Genomic DNA, 17,812 nt, shown 5'->3' with positions numbered 1-17,812 from the left:
CCCTCTCCTTTTTACGCATTTCGTTTCGATTTTTTGCCGGAACGGGAGATTTCAGCGGCGACTTCGAAGATCAGATCTTCCTGCCCGCCGACCGCCTTGCGCCTTCCAAGTTCGACTAAAATGTCGCGCTCATCAACGTTAAATCTTTTCGCTGCGTCCTGCGTGTGGAGGAGAAAGCTCGAATAAACACCGGAATACCCCATAATCAGGCTGGAACCTGTTATTTCCTGCGGACGTTGCATAAATTTGGCTACCACATCGTTCGCAACATCCATAATTTGATAAAGATCGATTCCAGTTTTATAACCCGAGCGATCAAAAACGGCCACCATCACTTCCGTCTGCGTATTTCCGCTGCCGGCTCCCAAGCAGCGAAGGCTTCCGTCAATATAAGTCGCCCCTTCTTCCACCGCGGCAATCGTGTTTGCCATCGCCAACGACAAATTGTTATGGGCATGGAAACCAATTTCACACGAAAGATTTTGACGCAAAGCCGCGATCCGTTCTCTTACCTCATGCGGCAGCAAGGCACCGGCCGAATCCACGGCATACACGACTTCGGCACCATAACTTTCAAACAATTTTGCCTGTTCCACCAGCTTCTCCACCGGAGCCATATGGGCCATCATCAGAAAGCCGACGGTTTTCAGTCCGAGATTTCGCCCCAATTCGATATGCTGTTTGGCCACATCCGCTTCCGTGATATGGGTAGCCACCCGCACCATTTTCGCTCCCGCTTTTACCGCCTCTTCCAGATCCTCTTTAATGCCGATTCCTGGCAGGAGAAGAACTGAAATTTTGGCGTGCTTGCATTCTTCCGCCGCCGCTGCAATCAGCTTCATTTCATCGACAGCGGAAAAACCGTATTGTAAAGAGGAACCCCCGAGTCCATCCCCGTGCGCTACCTCAAAATACTCAACTCCCGCCTGATCAAGCCCGCGGGCTACTGCACGAACCTGTTCTTCCGTGAAAGAATGCTTCATTGCATGACTTCCATCCCGTAAAGTTACATCCACAACATGGAGTTTCGAAGCAGTTGCGGTCATTGGTTTGTCCCCCCTTTATTTCTTTAAAATAGCGATTTGCTGTTTGGCCAATTCTTCGCCAACCTTCAAAGCCGCCGCCGTCATGATGTCGAGATTTCCCGAATAAGGGGGGAAGAAATCCCCGGCTCCTTCCACTTCCAGGAAAACGGAAATCCGTTTCCCGTCAAAAATCGGTTCGCCCTTCATCCGATACCCCGGTACATAGGTTTGAACAGCGGCCACCATGTTCCGAATGGAAGCAACAATTTCATCCTGCTTTCCCTCTTCTTCAAGAAGCGCATGAACGGTATCGCGCATCATAATGGGCGGTTCCGCCGGATTTAAAATGATAATGGCTTTGCCTTTTTTCGCGCCGCCAATAACTTCGATCCCTTTGGCGGTTGTCCGGGTGAATTCATCAATGTTTGCCCGGGTTCCGGGACCTGCGCTTTTGCTCGCAACCGTTGCTACAATCTCGGCATACGCAACAGGTGATACACGGTGGATGGCATGCACGATCGGAATCGTGGCTTGCCCGCCGCATGTAATCATATTGACATTGGGCGCGTCAAGATGTTCGCCCAAATTTACGGAGGGTACCACAAACGGTCCGATCGCGGCCGGTGTCAGGTCCACAATTTGTTTGTTCAGTTTGCGCAACAATCGATCATGCAGGATATGCGCTTTGGCCGTAGTAGCGTCAAAAATAATGTCGGCCAAATCCGGATTTTCCAAAAAACCGTCAATCCCGTTGTCAATCACATGATATCCGCGGTTTTTGGCGCGTTTTAAGCCTTCCGAATCGGGATCAATGCCAATCATGACGTTCATTTCAAGCCATTCGCTTCGTTCGACCTTGTACATCAAGTCGGTTCCGATGTTCCCGGAGCCGAGAATCCCCACTTTCACTTTACTCATTTTTTGGCACCCTCTCTCGTTAAAAAAGTCACGGAGACCGTGCCGATATGGGCAAACTCGGCTGTAAACGTATCTCCCGCCTCAATCGGGACGGCCGCCGCAAGAGCTCCAGACAGGATGACTTCCCCCGCTTTTAATGAAATTCCAAATTTGCCAAGCTCATTGGCCAACCAAGCTACAGCACGCACCGGATTTCCCATCACGGCCGCTCCGGCTGCCGTATCGATTTGCTCTCCGTTACGACTGACAATCATTCCTATATGCTGAAGATCCAGATTAAGTAGACTGGTGGGTTTTCCCCCGAGAATCGCGCGGGCGGAAGAACCGTTATCCGCTACGGTATCCTCGAATTTGATCTTCCAATCCTTGATCCGGCTGTCGATCACTTCAAACGCAGGCACCACATACGCGGTCGCGGCGATCACATCCGTTATGGATACGCCCGGACCTTTCAAGTCTTTTTGCAATACAAACGCGATTTCCGCTTCCAGCTTAGGTTGAATGAAATCATCAATCGCGATCCTCTCTCCGTCCACATGCATCATCCGATCCAGCAAATGACCGTAATCCGGAGTGGTTACGTTGAACATTTTCTGCATCGCTTCGCTGGTCAATCCTATTTTTTTACCGACAATTTTCTCGCCTCGCGCAATTTTGGCATCAACCTGGGCAATTTGAATGCGATACGCATCCTCAACGGTAATACCTGGATAGGTATTTGTCAGAGGATCAATCGGCAGCCGGGTTTGTTCCGCTTCCAGCAATCTGTTTGCGATTTCTTCGTGCCTGATATTTTTCATTTGTTCATCATCCTTTTAGTGAACGCTATTTAGAAATGAAAATTTTCCAAAGGCTGTCGTCCTACTTTTGGAGACACGCTAAAGCCGCTTCACAACAAAGTTGATCCTGTTCTTCCGACCCGCCGCTCACTCCGATTCCGCCGGCAAGCTTTCCGTCACTGTAAATCGGATACCCGCCTCCAAACACCACCAGACGTTCGGTATGAACAATGCCCGTTTTTAATGCTGGTTCATTTTCAATCATGGGATACCATTCATGGGTCGGGATCCCGAATGCCACAGCGGTATAAGCCTTGTTTTGCGCTATTTCGATACTTAAAATCGGCGCATTGTCCATCCGGGAAAATGCAACCAGATGCCCGCCTTCGTCAACCACCGCAATATTGACTGCAACGTTTAATTCCCTGGCCTTTTCTTTTGCCGCTTCGATCAGTTGGTGGGCACTTTTGTTCGAAATCGCTTTCTTCTCAATAAAGAACATCTTGAATCCGCCTCCACATGCTTGTTCTTGTTAGTTGATCGACTTCGTTCTCGTATGGGTTATTGGCTATGCCATCACATACCCCCTCGCACGAATAGCCTCTCCGGTAATTTAACTGTTTGAAGGATTTTACAATAAAGATTACACACCATACAAGACTGCTGTTCTTTTATATGCAACACCATTAAAAATACAAAGAAAATTGGCTATTTATTTATCGGGCACTTTAAAGGTAAAATAGGGGTGTACACTATACAAGATATATGTTCTTCTATAAGCAACAAAATAATTTCAAGAGGATGATGATATGAATAAGAAAAATAATCATGACTACTTGCTCTCTTCAGTCAAAAATGCCCTGCGTATTTTACGCAGTTTTTCAATGGATGAACCGGAAAAAAAAATCAGCAATTTAGCCGAATCTCTGGGGATAAGCAAAAGCGCGGTCAGTCGTTTAATGTCTACCCTTGCCAGCGAAGGATTTGTCAAGAAAGATCCCGAGACCCAACAATATCGTCTCGGTGTTTCGGTATTGGCTTTAAGCAGCATTGTAACCTCTCACATGGAAATTCATAAAGAAGCTCTCCCGGTTCTTCATCAACTTGTGGAGGAAACCAAAGAGACTGCCCATATCGCCATTCTGGAAGGGACGGATTTGGTTTATCTCCACAAAGTTGAGTGCAAGCAACCCATACGAATTTTCAGCTACGCCGGAGGCCGTAATCCCGCATATTGCACAAGCGCAGGGAAAGCGATCCTCGCTTTTCAAGATGAAATGGTTGTGGAGAGAATTATCGAACAAGGACTTGTACGCCATACTCCAACTACGATTACCGATCCGGATGAGCTTCGCGCCTGTTTGAAAAAAATCAGGGAACAGGGATATGCAACAAGTGTTTCCGAATTAAAGGAAGGGGTTACATCCGTCGCTGCACCGATTCGTGATTACACGGGAAAGGTCATTGCAGCCGTCAACGTGGTGGGGCCAAATTATCGTATTGATAACAAGAAGATTCCGTGGTTCGCAGATAAGGTGATCAAAGCGAGCAAAAAAATTTCCGAAAATCTCGGGTATTGGAAATGAGAAAATTCATGCACAAATCATGTGCACAAAAGAAAAACACCCGATCCAAACGGGTGTCGTTCATATGCTTATCCGCCGGTAAGCGGGATCATCAAAACGACCCGGTCACCGGCGGACAGGCAATCGTTTTCTTTGACAATCCGGTTATTGATTGCGACCAGTGCGTCCCGATCCCACTTCAGCCCCAGATGCCGCAGCAAATCCGTTACGGCCGCTCCGTCGGCGATTTCGTATTCCCCGTTGAGATGGGTCAGCCACGGGATAAAAGACTGGACGGTGACAATCATCGGTACCCTTCCACTCCGATAGCCAAAAGTTCCTCTTCATTGACATCAAATACCGTCCCGCTCGCCGGGTTGACTTCGGTATAGAAGTGCTCGGGCAGCCGATCATGGGCTTGTGTGAAGCCGGCCGATCTGTTGAAAGCATGTTCGATCCGTAGCGTCTCTCGAGCCATTTTGTAAAGTTCCTCTTCCGAAACGTCTTGCCCGACGTAAGCGGATATGATTTCCGCAATGCCGTTCCAACGGCCTGCAACGGCGGAAGCGCTGAAGAAGCACAAGCCCAGACTGTCAAACAGAATCGCCGACTCCTGCGCTTTTCTCGATTCTTCGACTTGACCTTCCGCGTTATGGTGATCGATTTGGGCGCGAATCGTTTGCCCCGCCGTATGGTCGGCCCCCATCGGGGAAGTCGCGTAAGTTACACCCAATCCTTTGATGGCACGGGGATCGTAAGCGGGCATCGCTTGCCCTTTGACGGCCGGAACGCGGTACACTCCGTAAACGCGTCCCGCAACGGTAGCGCCGGATCCCACAATCCGGCCGATGGGAGTGCCGGCATGAACTTCATGCAGAAGCTGTTTTGCTCCTTCCGCATCTCCAAAGGAAAGAACCCCCGCTTCCATCAACACACCGATTGTTGCCCCCGTCTCGATCGTGTCAAGCCCATACTCATTGCAAAGCCGGTTCAATTCGGCAATGTCATCCAAATTTCCAATTCCCAGATTGGAACCGAGCAGTCCGATGTTTTCGTATTCGATGGGCGTTGTCACAGGATTGCCGGCTTCATCCGGATAAATGTTGGAGCAACGGATGATGCATCCCGGCATGCAGGCGTGTGTGGGCGTCCCCGCTCCGCCGCGTTCCAAAATGGTTTCCCTCAGTCGTTCTCCGCTGATCGCTTCATGATGTTCAAAACTTCCCGTTTTAAAATTGAATGTGGGCAAAGCACCCAAACGGTCGGTAGTTTTTACCAGCCCAGCCGTTCCATACAAAGGGAAAAACTTTGCGGTTGCCGGATTTTCCTGCAACCATTCGGTGTATTTCTTCACCGCGGCCCGAAACTTTTCCGGCTGTATAGGGCGAATCCGGTCGATCCCGGAATCGTCCAGGACGATCGCTTTGATCCCCTTGGAACCCGCTACGGCTCCGAGACCGCCACGTCCGCAAAAACGAGTCGGAGAGCCGTCCTTGTCTTTGATTGCGATTCCCGCCAAATTCATTTTCATTTCCCCGGCCGAGCCGATGATATAGACTCCGATGTGCGAACCGTATTTCCCATCCAACAGACGAACCGCCTCACTAAGCGGTTTGCCGCAAATCCAATCGGCCGGTTCGAAACGCACTCCGTCTTTCGAAATGTGCACGATCTGCTGGTCGTCGCGAACGCCTTCAAACACTAACGCCCGGTATCCCAGTCTCCCTTGTTTGATTCCGGAAGTTCCGCCGGCGTTACTTTCTTTAATACTACCTGTCAAAGGGCTCTTGGCCCCGATTGACACCCGCTCCGCGCTGGATGCCAGCGATCCTGTCAACACCCCGTTGGCGAAGACGAGTTTGTTGTACGGGCCAAGCGGGTGCGCCGTTCCGGCCACTTCGTCGTAAACGATTCTCGAAGTAAGAGCGCGACCGCCCAACGCGGCGTAATCTGGCTTCAACTCTTCTTCGGACCATGTCAAATCGGTCATCGATATTCGTAAAATTTTCAAAGTTTCACACCTCTCCCGAAAATTGCTCGCATGTGTCGGTTTGAACGGCTCTGTTTATTTTTATATTATCCTATATTTTCGATCATGGGAATAAGCCGCAAGAGTCCGAAATGACTTTCACCACAATGACATTGTGCTTCCCTACCCCGCCAGAGGTGGTTTAGGAGCGGAAACCGAACCGATGTACATCAACCATCCCAGAAGAGCGGCCAGACCAAAATAAGCCAGTCCGTAAAGAATTCGGGTAGATGCCGGAATCCGGTAATACTCTTCCTCCCGCACGGCCCCGAACCGATATTCCGGATAGGGAACAAACGTCACTTGCAGCTCCATTGTCAGATTTTCCCCGTGGCGAGCGGTTCTGAACAACTCCACCTGCTCAACGTGTCCCGTTTCGAACAAAAATTCGCCGATTTGACCGACGCCCGGATAGTGGACAGCGCAAACCTGTCGTTGATCCGTCAACCGGCAATATTGAACAAAGGAGAGTTCGCGTCGATGCTCTTCTGCGGGAACCATCACCCCGGCTTCTTCAAACAGGTTGCTGCCGACCGTGATTTCCCTTGGTTCCGCGATCCCTTGCGCCGCCGGCTTTTTCTTCACGTATCCTCTGTACAATTCCCAGGCAAACAGCGCCCAAAAGAAAAGAAAGACGACCGCTTTTAAATAAAGAATGATGACAAGTCCTCCAATCAATCCGACAACCCACAACCAACGGGAAATTGCGGTGACAATCCGTCCGCCGTCAAGCGGGTGGATCGGCAGCAAATTAATTAAATTCAGGAAAAAACCGACTTGGGCAACCGCAAACAAAGGGGCGTATCCCGTCACAACACCGGCTGCAAAGGCCAACAAAGCCCCCAGGCTGCCCAAAAGCGGGCCTCCGTAAGCGATATACGCCTCTGTAGCCGCATCCGCCGGCTGTTTTTTCAGCGTGATCATGGCTCCCAGAAACGGGATGAAGGCGGGGGCCGAGACAGGCAATCCTTTTCGTTTTGCCGCCAAAACATGCCCCATCTCATGAATAAACAGCATGCTGACAATTCCTGCGGCAAACGTCCAGGGATAGATCAACGCGTACGCCCCGACCATCAGCGCCATGCTCCAGATGGTTCCCCCCGCCTTGCCCAATTTCAACAAAGGCAGCAGGAATTTGAGCTTGCCGCCGACAGCCGCCAATACCGCACCGATTCCGCCAATCGTTGTCCACTTATTACGGCGTTTTGTCCCGTTCACCCTCCCACCCCCGTCGTTTGCTTCAAGTCATAATCGTTTCGTAACGGACCTGAATTATTATATCCAAATTGAAGCGCAATTCAAGACTCGTGTCGCAAGCTCGTGTCGCAAGCTCTTGTCTCAATGATACACAATTGGTCGCACGACGTGGGGCAGTTTTTATTTCACTGACATATTCTCACTTAAAATCCCTACTAAAATAAGAGTATAATAAGAGTGTGAAGATACGAGGTCACATCGCAAAGGTCTGACCTTTCCTAAGGTCAGACCTTTATGCGCAGATTCATGCCGAAGGTCGCGATTCGACATGTAAATCGTTATAATTTTAAAGTCCCGCCATCCGGTAATCTTTTCCAATCATTTCAAAATGCTCGGTCAGCCATGACAAGCGGGATACAAGTGCACCCGCCCGGCGGCTGGTTTCATCGGATGCCTTGCTAAGATAACGCTCCATCAGTTCCATGGGCGAGAAATTGGATGTGATGATGACCGGTTTCCTTTCCGGTTCCCGGCCGTTTAAAATTGTATACAAAGCCCAGATCGAAGATTCATTCACATTCTCGTGACCAAGTTCGTCAATGACCAGCACATCCGCCGAAATGTACTTGTCCAAAATTTCGGATCGAGTCGGCAAACCGTCGCGGTTTTCTCGAAAGTACAAATCCGATAAAGCTGCAAACGTCTTTTCCGCCTGTACATAAAGAACGCGTATCTTTCGCGAAATCAACCGATTTAGGATCGCGCAGGCCAAGTGAGTCTTGGCGGTTCCGAAACTGCCGAAAATGTAAAGCCCCTTCATATCCGCACCCGGGACATATTCGGCAGCAAATTGATACGCCTTTTTGCAAAGTTCTTTATTTAAATGTTTCTGTTCGGCCGGAAAGTTTTCAAAGGTCATCCGGCGATGCCCTTCATTCAATCCGGAAAACGCCCACAAGCGCTGTTCCTGTTCTTGCGCCAGATATTCGAGATAAAATTGACACTTGTGGACCTGTTCGATGATTCCCGTCTCCGTCAATCCGATGGAAAACTGGTGTCCTTTTGCGTCTTCTTCCTTCGGACACGACGAGAAGCCTGTGCATCCTTCACACTTTTTGCGATCGGAAGCGATGTGCAACAACTGCAAAGAAACGCCGCGCGTAAAAAATGCCGGCGGAAAATCCGCTCTCTTCAATTCCGGAAAGACAGCTTCCCAATATTTTTTTGGCTGCTGCAGCATCTTGGGGTCAAGCAAGCCCTTTTGCTCTGCAAGAATCGGTCGGATTCCCAGCAGCGTTCCGATCGCCGTGAGCTTCTTCATCCTGTCTCCTCCTATTTCAGCCCGGCTTTACGAAATTGCTCCAACAACTCCGCTTTTTCTTTCGACATTCCTTTCGATTTTTGCGCCGGAATTCTCCGCTTGGATTTTTCCGGCTGACCTGTGGGTCTCAAGGCATACTTCCGGTTCCATTCCTCAACTTTGCGGATTGCATCCTCTCGGGTCCGGATACCGTCTTCCAACCAATCGTGAATTACCGCTTCCACATAACCGCGGGGAAAATCGGGTTTGCCCTGAGTCAAGGTAATCTGCGTCACCACATGGTCAATCAGCACTTCCACGCAGCCGGGTTCGAACTTATAAGGTTCGTCCAACAGGTTGTCGATCAGTTTGAGTTGAACCGGCGACGGGTGTTTTTGGATGCGATCCCGCAAATATTGGCGCAGATAGGCTTTCGGACCGTCCGTAATCGTCGGACCTTCCACCAGCTTTTTTTCCCGTACCCATTTTTCCGCCTGCTCGATTGTCAAAATCCCCGCATTCGCCCAGGCGGCCGCAATGATCATCAAATACTGGCGGTCAAACTCCCGCTTGTAATCCATTACATGATCGATCAACACCGCAATCACTTGCGGCGGCAAACCGTAATCGATGCTTTGCAGTTCCAGCAGCAACTCTTTGTCCCGCTCCGACAATTCCGGGACGTTGATCATTTGTCTCGTATATTCGAACAACCAATCGGGGTCTTTTGCGGAAAAAGAGCGGGGTTTTTTGTTTGCTTCCTCATCGACGATCGTGATCGGCGAAACGGGCAATATCGATAACGAAATCCGCTCGTTGTGAAGGTTGTTCGACTCGCGTGCTTTGTTGATATGGATGACCGGTTTGCCTTGAAATCGGAAGGCCGCCAGCTCTTCGATCCGCTTTTTCGCCAAGTGAAAAGAAATCCCGAGTGCGCGTGCCAAGTCGGCAACCGAGATCTCAATTTTTCCGTTTTCTTTCATAAACAAGGATAAGCAGATGAGCGTGTGCAATTGCAAGGGCGGAATATCGGCCAAAAATCCGGAATACAAAGCCCGGTCGTAAAGCAAGCATTGCACGCGGGTGTCCCAAACGTTACGTATCGGGTCGTACTCCTTTTCAATCCGCGTCGAGAAGATATTGGAATCGCTCATTATGCACCCGTCCTTTGGATTCTGGTCATCTGCTATCAGTATAGCAAAATATGTCGAAACCGGCTCGGTTTGCTTTATGCGATTGCGTGCCGTTTCGTTTGCTGTTCCATCCATTCTCGAAACGCTTCTCCGGTCATGCTTTCCCGTTCAACCAGAACTTTGGACAACTGCTCGATGCCGTCTCTGAACGGCCCCAGCAGATCCCTTGTCTGCTTCTCGATGTCGGCGAGAATCCGGCGGATTTCTTCATCGAGCACATTGCGTTGCAGATGTTCGGCGTCGACGATTCCCAAGCTCGACAAACCGCAAGTTACGAGCGTGCGTGCGAGATTGGAAGCCTGCATAAAGTCGTTGGACGCACCCGTCGAACGGTTGCCGAAAATCAGCTCTTCCGCCACAGCGCCCGCCAAGGCAACCTTCATTTGCCCTTCCAGCTGCTCTTTTGTATACAGATAAGAATCGTGTTCTGGCACCTGCCGTACAAAACCGAGCGCATTGCCGCGCGGCGCGATGGTGATATGAGCCACCGACGCGGGGCGGACCGATTCCGACGCGATTGCGTGTCCGAGTTCGTGCACCGATACCCGCAGCAGTTCTTCCGGCGAAGGGCGTTTGCCCGTCTTTTCCCCCAACAGCACTTTGTCGACCGCATCGCGGAAATGGCGGGTCTCGATCTTCGTTTTGTCTTCCCTCAGCGCCAAAATCGCGGCCTCATTGGTCAGGCTTTCCAGTTGGGCGCCGGAGAATCCGTAAGTTTCTCTCGCAATCGCCTCCAGATCGACGTCTTCCGCAATCGGCTTGTTGCGCGTCTGGATTTTCAGAATGTGCAGCCGGCCGTCCTTGTCAGGCAGATCGACTTTGATCTGGCGGTCGAACCGGCCTGGGCGAAGCAGCGCCGGATCGAGGATATCCACCCGGTTGGTCGCGGCAATCACCAGTATCAGCGGATTCGACGTGGTTTGCATGCCGTCCATTTCGGTCAACAACTGGTTCAAGGTCTGGTCGTATTCTTGATGGCCTTGTCCGCCTCCCCGTTTGCCGCCGACCACATCGATTTCGTCGATAAAGATGATCGCCGAATCCTTTCCTTCTTTTTTCGCCAGCGTTCTCGCCTTTCTGAACAATTCGCGAACCCGCGCGGCGCCGACCCCGACATACATCTCCACAAACTCGGAACCGCTGGCCGATACAAACACCGAATCGGTATAAGTGGCGGCCGCTTTGGCCATTAGCGTTTTTCCCGTACCGGGAGGGCCCGTCAGCAAAATCCCTTTCAGCGGACGGATCCCGAGGGTTTTAATTTTGTCGCGGTAGCGGAGAAAGTCAAGCGCCTCGATCAGTTCCCGTTTGGCCGTTTCCTGCCCCCCGATGCTGTCGAACTCGACTTTGTGCGAGACGGCCGTTTCCCGGTGTCCGGTGGAAACCATCCCTCTCTTCTCGACAAGCACGGAAATCCCGAACAACAGGGCCACCAACAGAGCGAAAGGAAAAACATTCACTCCCTGGTAGGCCAAAAAAATCGTGACAGCAATGCCGATCCCGATCATCGCTTCCCGGATCATAGAGACTTCACCCCCTCTTGTGACGCGAACGGTTTGCTGATATGGTACGGAATCACTTCGTAAAGGTAGCAGTCGCCTTTTTCCAACTGAATGTAAATGTTGTCCCGGTCCATCGTTACAATCGCGCGGCTAAGACCGTCCTGCAGAGCGCGTTGCTGCAGTTTGCCGATCATTTCCGTAAAGGAGCCTTTTGCGATTCCCTCATAGATCACCGGTTGATAGGACTGAAACAGCGTTTCGAGTTCGGGCGTACGCCGGTCCGTGATTTTGATGGCAACATCGGCGTCGATAATCTCGCCGATCTTCGCTTTAACCGTATGATAAGCCGTTTGCAAGTCGGGAACTTGGTTGAGAGCGACTTGAACCGTCTTTTGTGCCCCGTTCAGTTTGACCATCACGGAACTAACTTGTTTTGTTCCGCTCAACTCTTGTTCGAGAGGGCGAACCAGACCATAATCCCGATAGACGATCCATCCACCGAACAATACAATCAAAGCGGCGCAGCAAAACAACAACATCGGCAACAATCGCATGCGAGACATGGTCCACACCCCTCTTTGGCTGATTGTATATCAAATAATAAATTTAAGTTTACATAAACCTAAACAGAATCAGTATATCATATTTAATTTTATCTTTTGAGAGGTAATCTTGACCAGCGTTTCAGACAAAAAACAACATGCTTTCGCATGTTGTCCCAAATTGCACGTCTGGTTCAGCTTGCTTGTCTCAAAACATAAATCCAAATCACGTTTCCCGTATAAAAGTCCAAATACGCATACTGCTTTTGTCCCTGCAAATTCGTTCCGTAAATTTCCCATACGTATTTTCCGGAAGTTTTTCCCATAAACGTGCGGTTTCCGTTCGGATCGATGATGCCCGGGGTGACATTCTGCACTTTTGCAAATCCGGCCGCTTGCCGCGCTTTTTCCTCCGCTTTTTCGATCGACAACCCTTTGTCCCGATATTCGAACCCCAGCACTTTGTCTTTTGTGGCGAACACGACCATTTCCCTGCCGAGCTTGTCACGGCCAAAGAATGCGTAACAATAGGGTCCGCCGGTATAGGGTTTGACCGATTCGATCTGCATCAGCGGCGAGTGGTCAAGAGCCGTTTGGGCAGCCGTCTTCAGCTCCGGCATCTGGGCATATGTCAATTCCCTGAGCAAAACCACCCCCCCGAAAACGAGTATCCCAACCACAAGCAAACTTGCCCATACAACTTTCTTCATCGTTTCTCCTCTTTGCTGCAAAGGGATAGGGAGGTACCGTGTATTGTTCGGGCGATACGAATTCGCCTTTTCATCGCTATTGTAGCATGGAATTCGCCCGGTTTGCCCCTGTCATGGCAAAAACCTTTCAACATATCGCAAACGGCGGGAGAAATACTATGGGTACTTCAGCAAAGGGGTGACCAACAGTGGAGATTTCAACCCCGCAGCCGTTTCAGACGCAAGCGATCCGCCAACTGGCCCGGCAAAAAGCGACCGAACTGGGGCTCGATCATCTGCTGAGATCGGAAACATGGGCGAATCCGCATCTTGCCGACGATCATTCGCACATCGCTTTGCGAACAAGAAATCCTTTTGGTTATTTATAGCGTATCCCGTCTGCAAGCCGCTATTCGGAAAAGAGCGGGAACAATCCCCGCAATCAACACTACAGCAATCCGGAGATCGCATCCGGTTTTTACGCAAAAATCCGTTCGCAAACGGCGGCGACTTCCCGGTAGATCCGTTCCTCGTCCAGCGTTAGCACCCGGCGGTTTTCCACCACGAGTTTTCCGTCGATCATCACATCCGTCACATCTCCGGATTGTCCGGCATAGACGATGTGGGAGATCAAATTGTGACGCGGGTAGTAATACGGGCGGTTAAAATCGATGAAGATCAAATCCGCCAGAGCGCCCGCCTGCAGCGTTCCCAAAGTTTCTTCCAAAAAGACCGCTTTTGCCCCGTCGTTTGTCGCCATCTGCAGTGCCTTGTATGCGGAAATGGCGACCGGATCCAGTCCGGTTCCTTTGTGAATCATCGCGGCTTGGCGCATTTCTTCAAACATATCGAGGTTGTTGTTGGAAGCGGCGCCGTCGGTTCCCAAACCGACGGTCAGCCCTTTTTGGATCATTTTTACGGCGGGTGCCACACCAGACCCCAGCTTCAGGTTCGAATCCGGGTTATGTGCCACGTGCACGTCATATCGGGCCATGATATCGAGATCCTCGTCCGTTACATGAACGCAATGTGCCGCGAGGGTCGGGCGGCTGAAGAGTCCTACTTTTTCCATCAACCGGATTGGAGTGCAGCCGTGTTCCTGCATGCTGCGCTCCACTTCGCCGGCGGTTTCCGACAGATGAATCTGGAGCGGCCGATCCAATTCTTCGGCAAGCGCCACCACTTTTTTCAGGTAATCGGGAGGGCAGGTGTAGGGGGCGTGCGGTCCCAGCATGGCGGTAATCCGTCCGTTGGCCGCGCCGTGCCATTTTTGGACGAATTCGCGGCTCTCTTTCAATATGATCTCGTCTTTCGGTGGAAATCCGATCATCCCCCGTGCCAGAACCGCCCGGATCCCCGATTGATCGGCCGCCTCCGCCACCTTGTCCATGAAATAGTACATATCCGTAAAGCAGGTCGTTCCCGTTTTAAGCATTTCCAAAATCGCCAACTGCGCTCCCCAATACACGTCATCCGCAGTCAGCTTGTCTTCGATCGGCCAACATTTGGTTTCGAGCCACTCCATCAGCGGCAGATCGTCCGCGTAGCCGCGCAGCAGCGTCATCGCGGCGTGGCCGTGGGTGTTAATCAACCCCGGCATCACGACTTTGCCGGAAGCGTCGATTTCCCGGTTCACCGAATCGGTGCCGGCATACGATCCGGTACCGACTTCTTGAATCCGGTTGCCGCGAATCAAAACATACCCGTTGTCAATCCAGGACTCTTCGGTCATCGTGAGAATGGTTGCGTTTTTGATCAAAACAGTACCGGCCATCAGGATCCCCCTTATTTGTTTTGACCGTAATGGTCTTTGTATGTATCCCGCAGGTAGGAGACATCCTCATGCGACAAAAGCACGGGTGTCCCGATCATTTTTGCGATGGCATAAATCTGGGCCCCTTTTTCGACGATTGTACAGACGCGAAGCGCCTCCATGATATCGGGGCCGACACCTACCACACCGTGATTGGCAAGCAGAACCGCGTTTTTTTTGCCTAACGCTTTGACTGCGTTGGCTCCCAGCTCCGCCGTTCCCGGCAACGCGTAACGGGCAACGGACACCGATCCGCCCACCACTTGCGCCAAATCTTCCACCAACGGCGGAATTTCCCTATGCGCGGCCGAACAAGCGGACGCGTAGACACTGTGGGTATGCATGATTCCGTTCACATCGGGCCTGGCTTTGAAAATCGCCAGATGCATCCGCAATTCGGAAGTCGGTTTCAAATCGCCTTCCAACACCTCCCCGGTTTCCCCATCGACGACCACCAAATCTTCCGGTGTCAAAGCGGAATAATCGACTCCGCTGGGCGTGGCGACAACCTGGTTCGTGTTGGGGATCCGGGCGGAAAGATTGCCCCAGACAGAGGCCACCAGCCCCCTCCGGTACATCTCGTTTGCCGCGTGCAGGACTTGTTCTCTGGTTTCCCGTTCCCAATCGCTCATGCGCTTTGTCCTTTCCCGTTGAGAATTGCCATGCGTTCACGGTTTGGCGCTTCCACAACGCCTTTTTCCGTAATGATCGCGGTAATCAGCTCATGGGGTGTGACATCAAACGCCGGATGCAAGGCGGGCACTCCTGCGGGCACCATCCGCTTGCCCCCGATAACCGCAACCTCTTCCGGTGAACGCTGTTCGATTTCGATCTGGTCACCGGTTGCAAGCGAAAAGTCCAGCGTGGACGTCGGTGCCGCCACATAGAATGGAATGCCGTGGTGTCGCGCCAGGACCGCGAGGGAATATGTGCCGATTTTGTTTGCGGTGTCGCCGTTGGCCGCAATCCGGTCCGCGCCGACAATCACCAGGTCCACAAGGCGTTGTTTCATCAAATGGCCGGCCATCGAGTCGGTGATGACCGTTACCGGGATATTGTCCTGCTGTAGTTCAAAAGCCGTAAGTCGCGCGCCTTGCAGATAGGGGCGCGTTTCGTCGGCAAACACGGAAATGTTTTTTCCTTCCTCGTGGGCGGCGCGAATAACGCCGAGCGCCGTTCCGTATCCGGCGGTCGCCAGTGAGCCGGTGTTGCAGTGCGTCAAAATCCGGGCGTTGTCGGGAATAAACCGCAGGCCGTTTTTTCCGATGGCACGGTTCACTGCAACGTCTTCCCGCGCAATCGCCTGCGCTTCCCGCACAATCAAGTCGGCTAACGCGCCGACTTCCAGATCGGCATTCCGGTCGATCAGATCTTGCATCCGGCGGATCGCCCAAAACAGGTTGACGGCGGTCGGACGCGTCCGGGCCAGTCTGTCGGAGACCGCCTGCAGATGCCGCAAAAACTCCGCTTTCTTGAGATTCGCCGCTGATTGCGCACCGATGGCGATGCCAAACGCCGCTGCCGCTCCGATTGCAGGAGCGCCGCGCACTTTCATCGTCTCGATCGCTACCGCCACGTCCTCTACGGTCTTGCACTCCACCCATTCGATTTTGTCCGGAAGCTGCAGTTGATCAAGTAACTGCAGGGTACTTCCGTTCCACTTCATCGGTTCCATCGTTGATCCCCATTTCGACCCGTGTATTATCAAAAATTGTAAGATGAGCTCCTAAAATTACAATGAGCCCAATTCGGCAAGCGCATGCGGGCACCTGCAGGTCCGTTCGCCGGTTTCCACCCGGATCACTTGAAAGAACAGGTGCCGCACTTTTTCGATATTCGCTTTCATGGCGTCGACGACTTCCTGGTGGTTGAGAACCGTGTCGGATACCCCCGTGCAATAGTTTGTCACGATCGCGACGGTCGCGTAACACAGTTCCGCTTCTTTCGCGAGCACCACTTCCGGAACGGAGGTCATTCCCACCACGTCTCCGCCCAATTGTGCATACGTTCGAATCTCGGCAGCCGTTTCGAAACGGGGCCCTTCCGTGCATACATACGTACCGCCCTGTTGGAGACGGAGTCCGAGGGAATCCGCCACTTGGGCAACGCGCTTCCGTAGGCGTCCGCAATACGGGTCTGTCATATCGATATGGACGACGCCGTGCTCCCCTTCGTGGAAAGTGGAGGGGCGCGATTTTGTCATGTCGATGAAATCGTCGATCAAAACCAAGCTGCCGGGTTGGTATTCCCGCCTGACCGAACCGACAGCCGCGGTCGCAAGCACCTGCGTTACGCCCAGTTGCTTCAATGCGTGAATGTTTGCCCGGTAATTGACTTTATGGGGAGGCACCGCATGACCCTTGCCGTGCCGGGGCATAAAAGCCACTTTTTTGCCGGCGTATTCGCCGAGAGTGACTTGCGCCTGCCCGTAAGGCGTATCGATCGAATGGCTCGCGGGAGAGTCCAGCAAACCCGGTTCGTAGACTCCCGTTCCGCCGATAATGGCAAATTCAGCCTGCAACTCCATCCACCTGCCAATCAAGTTCACGGTACCATTTAATCAATGGGCTTGTCTATTGTCAATACTAACAAATCGAAAAACCTTCCCTGCTGCGGGAAGGTCCGGTTAATCCACATAATAGGCGAGCGATTCCAGTTCTGTCGTCACATCCGCATTCCTCACAGGAATTTCGGCCGGCACTTTCAGAATGACGGGAGCAAAATTGAGAATCCCCTTGATTCCGGCTCTTACCATCTGGTCGGCGACTTTTTGCGCCTCGGAAGCGGGAACGGTGATAATCCCCATTTTGATATCCAGCTCTTTGACGATTTGCGGCAGGGTTACAATCGGCTGCACTTCCAGCGTTCCGATTTTGGTGCCGATTTTTTCCGGTTCGGAATCGAATATGGCGACGATTTTCAGTTTTTCGTTCGTATACCGGTTGTAGTTCGACAAAGCGGTCCCCAAGTTGCCCGCTCCTACCAGGGCCACATTCAGCCGCCTGTCCAATTTCAAAATCTGCTTGATCTTTTCGATCAAATACTGCACGTCGTAGCCGATCCCTTTCCGGCCAAATTCGCCGAAATATGCCAAATCCTTGCGGATTTGGGCAGGATTCATATCGAGATTCTGGCCGAGCTCGTGGGACGATACGGTCGGAATGTTCATGTCCCGCAAATGCTGCAGATAACGCAAGTAGACAGGGAGACGTCGAATAACGGCTTCTGAGATCTTTGGAGTCTTCATCGCTTCCTCCAAA

Annotated in this window: 19 protein-coding genes; 2 read left to right on the top strand and 17 right to left on the bottom strand. The window is 51.8% G+C overall.

The genetic code is table 11. From position 1 onward, the window contains the following. Positions 1–11: 11 nt before the first annotated feature. The 4 genes from dmpG to AC4ED1_RS01845 form a co-directional block, all read right to left on the bottom strand. Complete coding sequence (gene dmpG, locus AC4ED1_RS01860) at positions 12–1,046, bottom strand: 4-hydroxy-2-oxovalerate aldolase (protein ID WP_490935696.1); 1,035 nt, start codon at positions 1,044–1,046, stop codon at positions 12–14. A gap of 15 nt (positions 1,047–1,061) precedes the next feature. Then, positions 1,062–1,943, bottom strand: a complete 882-nt coding sequence (locus AC4ED1_RS01855) for an acetaldehyde dehydrogenase (acetylating) (protein WP_490935695.1) — start codon at positions 1,941–1,943, stop codon at positions 1,062–1,064. Next, on the bottom strand, positions 1,940–2,743 hold the full coding sequence (locus tag AC4ED1_RS01850; protein WP_490935694.1) for a 2-keto-4-pentenoate hydratase: 804 nt from the start codon (positions 2,741–2,743) through the stop codon (positions 1,940–1,942). The genes AC4ED1_RS01855 and AC4ED1_RS01850 overlap by 4 nt, the downstream gene beginning before the upstream one ends. A gap of 61 nt (positions 2,744–2,804) precedes the next feature. Next, on the bottom strand, positions 2,805–3,224 hold the full coding sequence (locus AC4ED1_RS01845) for a GlcG/HbpS family heme-binding protein (protein ID WP_490935693.1): 420 nt from the start codon (positions 3,222–3,224) through the stop codon (positions 2,805–2,807). A 307-nt stretch (positions 3,225–3,531) separates the two neighbouring features. Between AC4ED1_RS01845 and AC4ED1_RS01840 the strand changes: the two genes are divergently transcribed. Then, a complete protein-coding gene (locus AC4ED1_RS01840) occupies positions 3,532–4,308 on the top strand; it encodes an IclR family transcriptional regulator (RefSeq protein ID WP_490935692.1) in 777 nt (258 codons plus the stop codon). Between the two features lie 68 nt (positions 4,309–4,376). Here the strand turns inward: AC4ED1_RS01840 and AC4ED1_RS01835 are convergent, their stop codons facing one another. From AC4ED1_RS01835 to AC4ED1_RS01800, 8 genes are all read right to left on the bottom strand, one after another. After that, a complete protein-coding gene (locus AC4ED1_RS01835) occupies positions 4,377–4,595 on the bottom strand; it encodes a MoaD/ThiS family protein (protein WP_490935691.1) in 219 nt (72 codons plus the stop codon). Further along, on the bottom strand, positions 4,592–6,298 hold the full coding sequence (locus AC4ED1_RS01830; protein WP_490935690.1) for an aldehyde ferredoxin oxidoreductase C-terminal domain-containing protein: 1,707 nt from the start codon (positions 6,296–6,298) through the stop codon (positions 4,592–4,594). The genes AC4ED1_RS01835 and AC4ED1_RS01830 overlap by 4 nt, the downstream gene beginning before the upstream one ends. A 141-nt stretch (positions 6,299–6,439) precedes the next feature. After that, positions 6,440–7,534, bottom strand: coding sequence for a site-2 protease family protein (locus AC4ED1_RS01825; protein ID WP_490935689.1), 1,095 nt, complete (start codon positions 7,532–7,534; stop codon positions 6,440–6,442). 325 nt (positions 7,535–7,859) lie between these two features. Then, entirely contained in the window at positions 7,860–8,834 is a 975-nt protein-coding gene (locus AC4ED1_RS01820; RefSeq protein ID WP_490935688.1) for an ATP-binding protein, read from the bottom strand. An 11-nt stretch (positions 8,835–8,845) separates the two neighbouring features. Further along, complete coding sequence (locus AC4ED1_RS01815) at positions 8,846–9,967, bottom strand: DnaD domain protein (protein WP_490935687.1); 1,122 nt, start codon at positions 9,965–9,967, stop codon at positions 8,846–8,848. Positions 9,968–10,041: 74 nt separating this feature from the next. Further along, a complete protein-coding gene (locus AC4ED1_RS01810; protein ID WP_490935686.1) occupies positions 10,042–11,529 on the bottom strand; it encodes an AAA family ATPase in 1,488 nt (495 codons plus the stop codon). Next, complete coding sequence (locus AC4ED1_RS01805) at positions 11,526–12,071, bottom strand: hypothetical protein (protein WP_490935685.1); 546 nt, start codon at positions 12,069–12,071, stop codon at positions 11,526–11,528. The genes AC4ED1_RS01810 and AC4ED1_RS01805 overlap by 4 nt, the downstream gene beginning before the upstream one ends. Before the next feature lie 173 nt (positions 12,072–12,244). After that, positions 12,245–12,760, bottom strand: a complete 516-nt coding sequence (locus tag AC4ED1_RS01800; protein ID WP_490935684.1) for a hypothetical protein — start codon at positions 12,758–12,760, stop codon at positions 12,245–12,247. 188 nt (positions 12,761–12,948) lie between these two features. Between AC4ED1_RS01800 and AC4ED1_RS01795 the strand changes: the two genes are divergently transcribed. Continuing rightward, a complete protein-coding gene (locus tag AC4ED1_RS01795) occupies positions 12,949–13,128 on the top strand; it encodes a hypothetical protein (RefSeq protein ID WP_490935683.1) in 180 nt (59 codons plus the stop codon). An 89-nt stretch (positions 13,129–13,217) separates the two neighbouring features. Here the strand turns inward: AC4ED1_RS01795 and AC4ED1_RS01790 are convergent, their stop codons facing one another. The 5 genes from AC4ED1_RS01790 to AC4ED1_RS01770 form a co-directional block, all read right to left on the bottom strand. Further along, complete coding sequence (locus AC4ED1_RS01790; RefSeq protein WP_490935682.1) at positions 13,218–14,513, bottom strand: amidohydrolase; 1,296 nt, start codon at positions 14,511–14,513, stop codon at positions 13,218–13,220. An 11-nt stretch (positions 14,514–14,524) separates the two neighbouring features. Then, on the bottom strand, positions 14,525–15,184 hold the full coding sequence (locus tag AC4ED1_RS01785) for a class II aldolase/adducin family protein (RefSeq protein WP_490935681.1): 660 nt from the start codon (positions 15,182–15,184) through the stop codon (positions 14,525–14,527). After that, positions 15,181–16,227 carry an S-methyl-5-thioribose-1-phosphate isomerase gene (gene mtnA, locus AC4ED1_RS01780; protein ID WP_490935680.1) on the bottom strand — a complete coding sequence of 349 codons (1,047 nt, stop codon included), beginning with the start codon at positions 16,225–16,227 and terminating at the stop codon, positions 15,181–15,183. The genes AC4ED1_RS01785 and mtnA overlap by 4 nt, the downstream gene beginning before the upstream one ends. Before the next feature lie 57 nt (positions 16,228–16,284). Beyond that, complete coding sequence (mtnP, locus tag AC4ED1_RS01775) at positions 16,285–17,079, bottom strand: S-methyl-5'-thioadenosine phosphorylase (protein WP_490935679.1); 795 nt, start codon at positions 17,077–17,079, stop codon at positions 16,285–16,287. 99 nt (positions 17,080–17,178) lie between these two features. Further along, on the bottom strand, positions 17,179–17,799 hold the full coding sequence (locus tag AC4ED1_RS01770) for a redox-sensing transcriptional repressor Rex (RefSeq protein WP_490935678.1): 621 nt from the start codon (positions 17,797–17,799) through the stop codon (positions 17,179–17,181). Between the last annotated feature and the right edge of the window lie 13 nt (positions 17,800–17,812).

The organism is Effusibacillus sp. SKA8 (genome assembly GCF_058273125.1).
Note: the sequence above shows the minus strand (reverse complement) of the source record. Positions and strands in the feature narration are given on the sequence as shown.

What these genes read in the sequence shown, in the direction of transcription:
- dmpG (WP_490935696.1), bottom strand. Translation starts at nt 1,046, where the DNA reads ATGACCGCAACTGCTTCGAAACTCCATGTTGTGGATGTAACTTTACGG.
- AC4ED1_RS01855 (WP_490935695.1), bottom strand. Translation starts at nt 1,943, where the DNA reads ATGAGTAAAGTGAAAGTGGGGATTCTCGGCTCCGGGAACATCGGAACC.
- AC4ED1_RS01850 (WP_490935694.1), bottom strand. Translation starts at nt 2,743, where the DNA reads ATGAAAAATATCAGGCACGAAGAAATCGCAAACAGATTGCTGGAAGCG.
- AC4ED1_RS01845 (WP_490935693.1), bottom strand. Translation starts at nt 3,224, where the DNA reads ATGTTCTTTATTGAGAAGAAAGCGATTTCGAACAAAAGTGCCCACCAA.
- AC4ED1_RS01840 (WP_490935692.1), top strand. Translation starts at nt 3,532, where the DNA reads ATGAATAAGAAAAATAATCATGACTACTTGCTCTCTTCAGTCAAAAAT.
- AC4ED1_RS01835 (WP_490935691.1), bottom strand. Translation starts at nt 4,595, where the DNA reads ATGATTGTCACCGTCCAGTCTTTTATCCCGTGGCTGACCCATCTCAAC.
- AC4ED1_RS01820 (WP_490935688.1), bottom strand. Translation starts at nt 8,834, where the DNA reads ATGAAGAAGCTCACGGCGATCGGAACGCTGCTGGGAATCCGACCGATT.
- AC4ED1_RS01815 (WP_490935687.1), bottom strand. Translation starts at nt 9,967, where the DNA reads ATGAGCGATTCCAATATCTTCTCGACGCGGATTGAAAAGGAGTACGAC.
- AC4ED1_RS01810 (WP_490935686.1), bottom strand. Translation starts at nt 11,529, where the DNA reads ATGATCCGGGAAGCGATGATCGGGATCGGCATTGCTGTCACGATTTTT.
- AC4ED1_RS01805 (WP_490935685.1), bottom strand. Translation starts at nt 12,071, where the DNA reads ATGTCTCGCATGCGATTGTTGCCGATGTTGTTGTTTTGCTGCGCCGCT.
- AC4ED1_RS01800 (WP_490935684.1), bottom strand. Translation starts at nt 12,760, where the DNA reads ATGAAGAAAGTTGTATGGGCAAGTTTGCTTGTGGTTGGGATACTCGTT.
- AC4ED1_RS01790 (WP_490935682.1), bottom strand. Translation starts at nt 14,513, where the DNA reads ATGGCCGGTACTGTTTTGATCAAAAACGCAACCATTCTCACGATGACC.
- AC4ED1_RS01785 (WP_490935681.1), bottom strand. Translation starts at nt 15,184, where the DNA reads ATGAGCGATTGGGAACGGGAAACCAGAGAACAAGTCCTGCACGCGGCA.
- mtnA (WP_490935680.1), bottom strand. Translation starts at nt 16,227, where the DNA reads ATGGAACCGATGAAGTGGAACGGAAGTACCCTGCAGTTACTTGATCAA.
- mtnP (WP_490935679.1), bottom strand. Translation starts at nt 17,079, where the DNA reads ATGGAGTTGCAGGCTGAATTTGCCATTATCGGCGGAACGGGAGTCTAC.
- AC4ED1_RS01770 (WP_490935678.1), bottom strand. Translation starts at nt 17,799, where the DNA reads ATGAAGACTCCAAAGATCTCAGAAGCCGTTATTCGACGTCTCCCTGTC.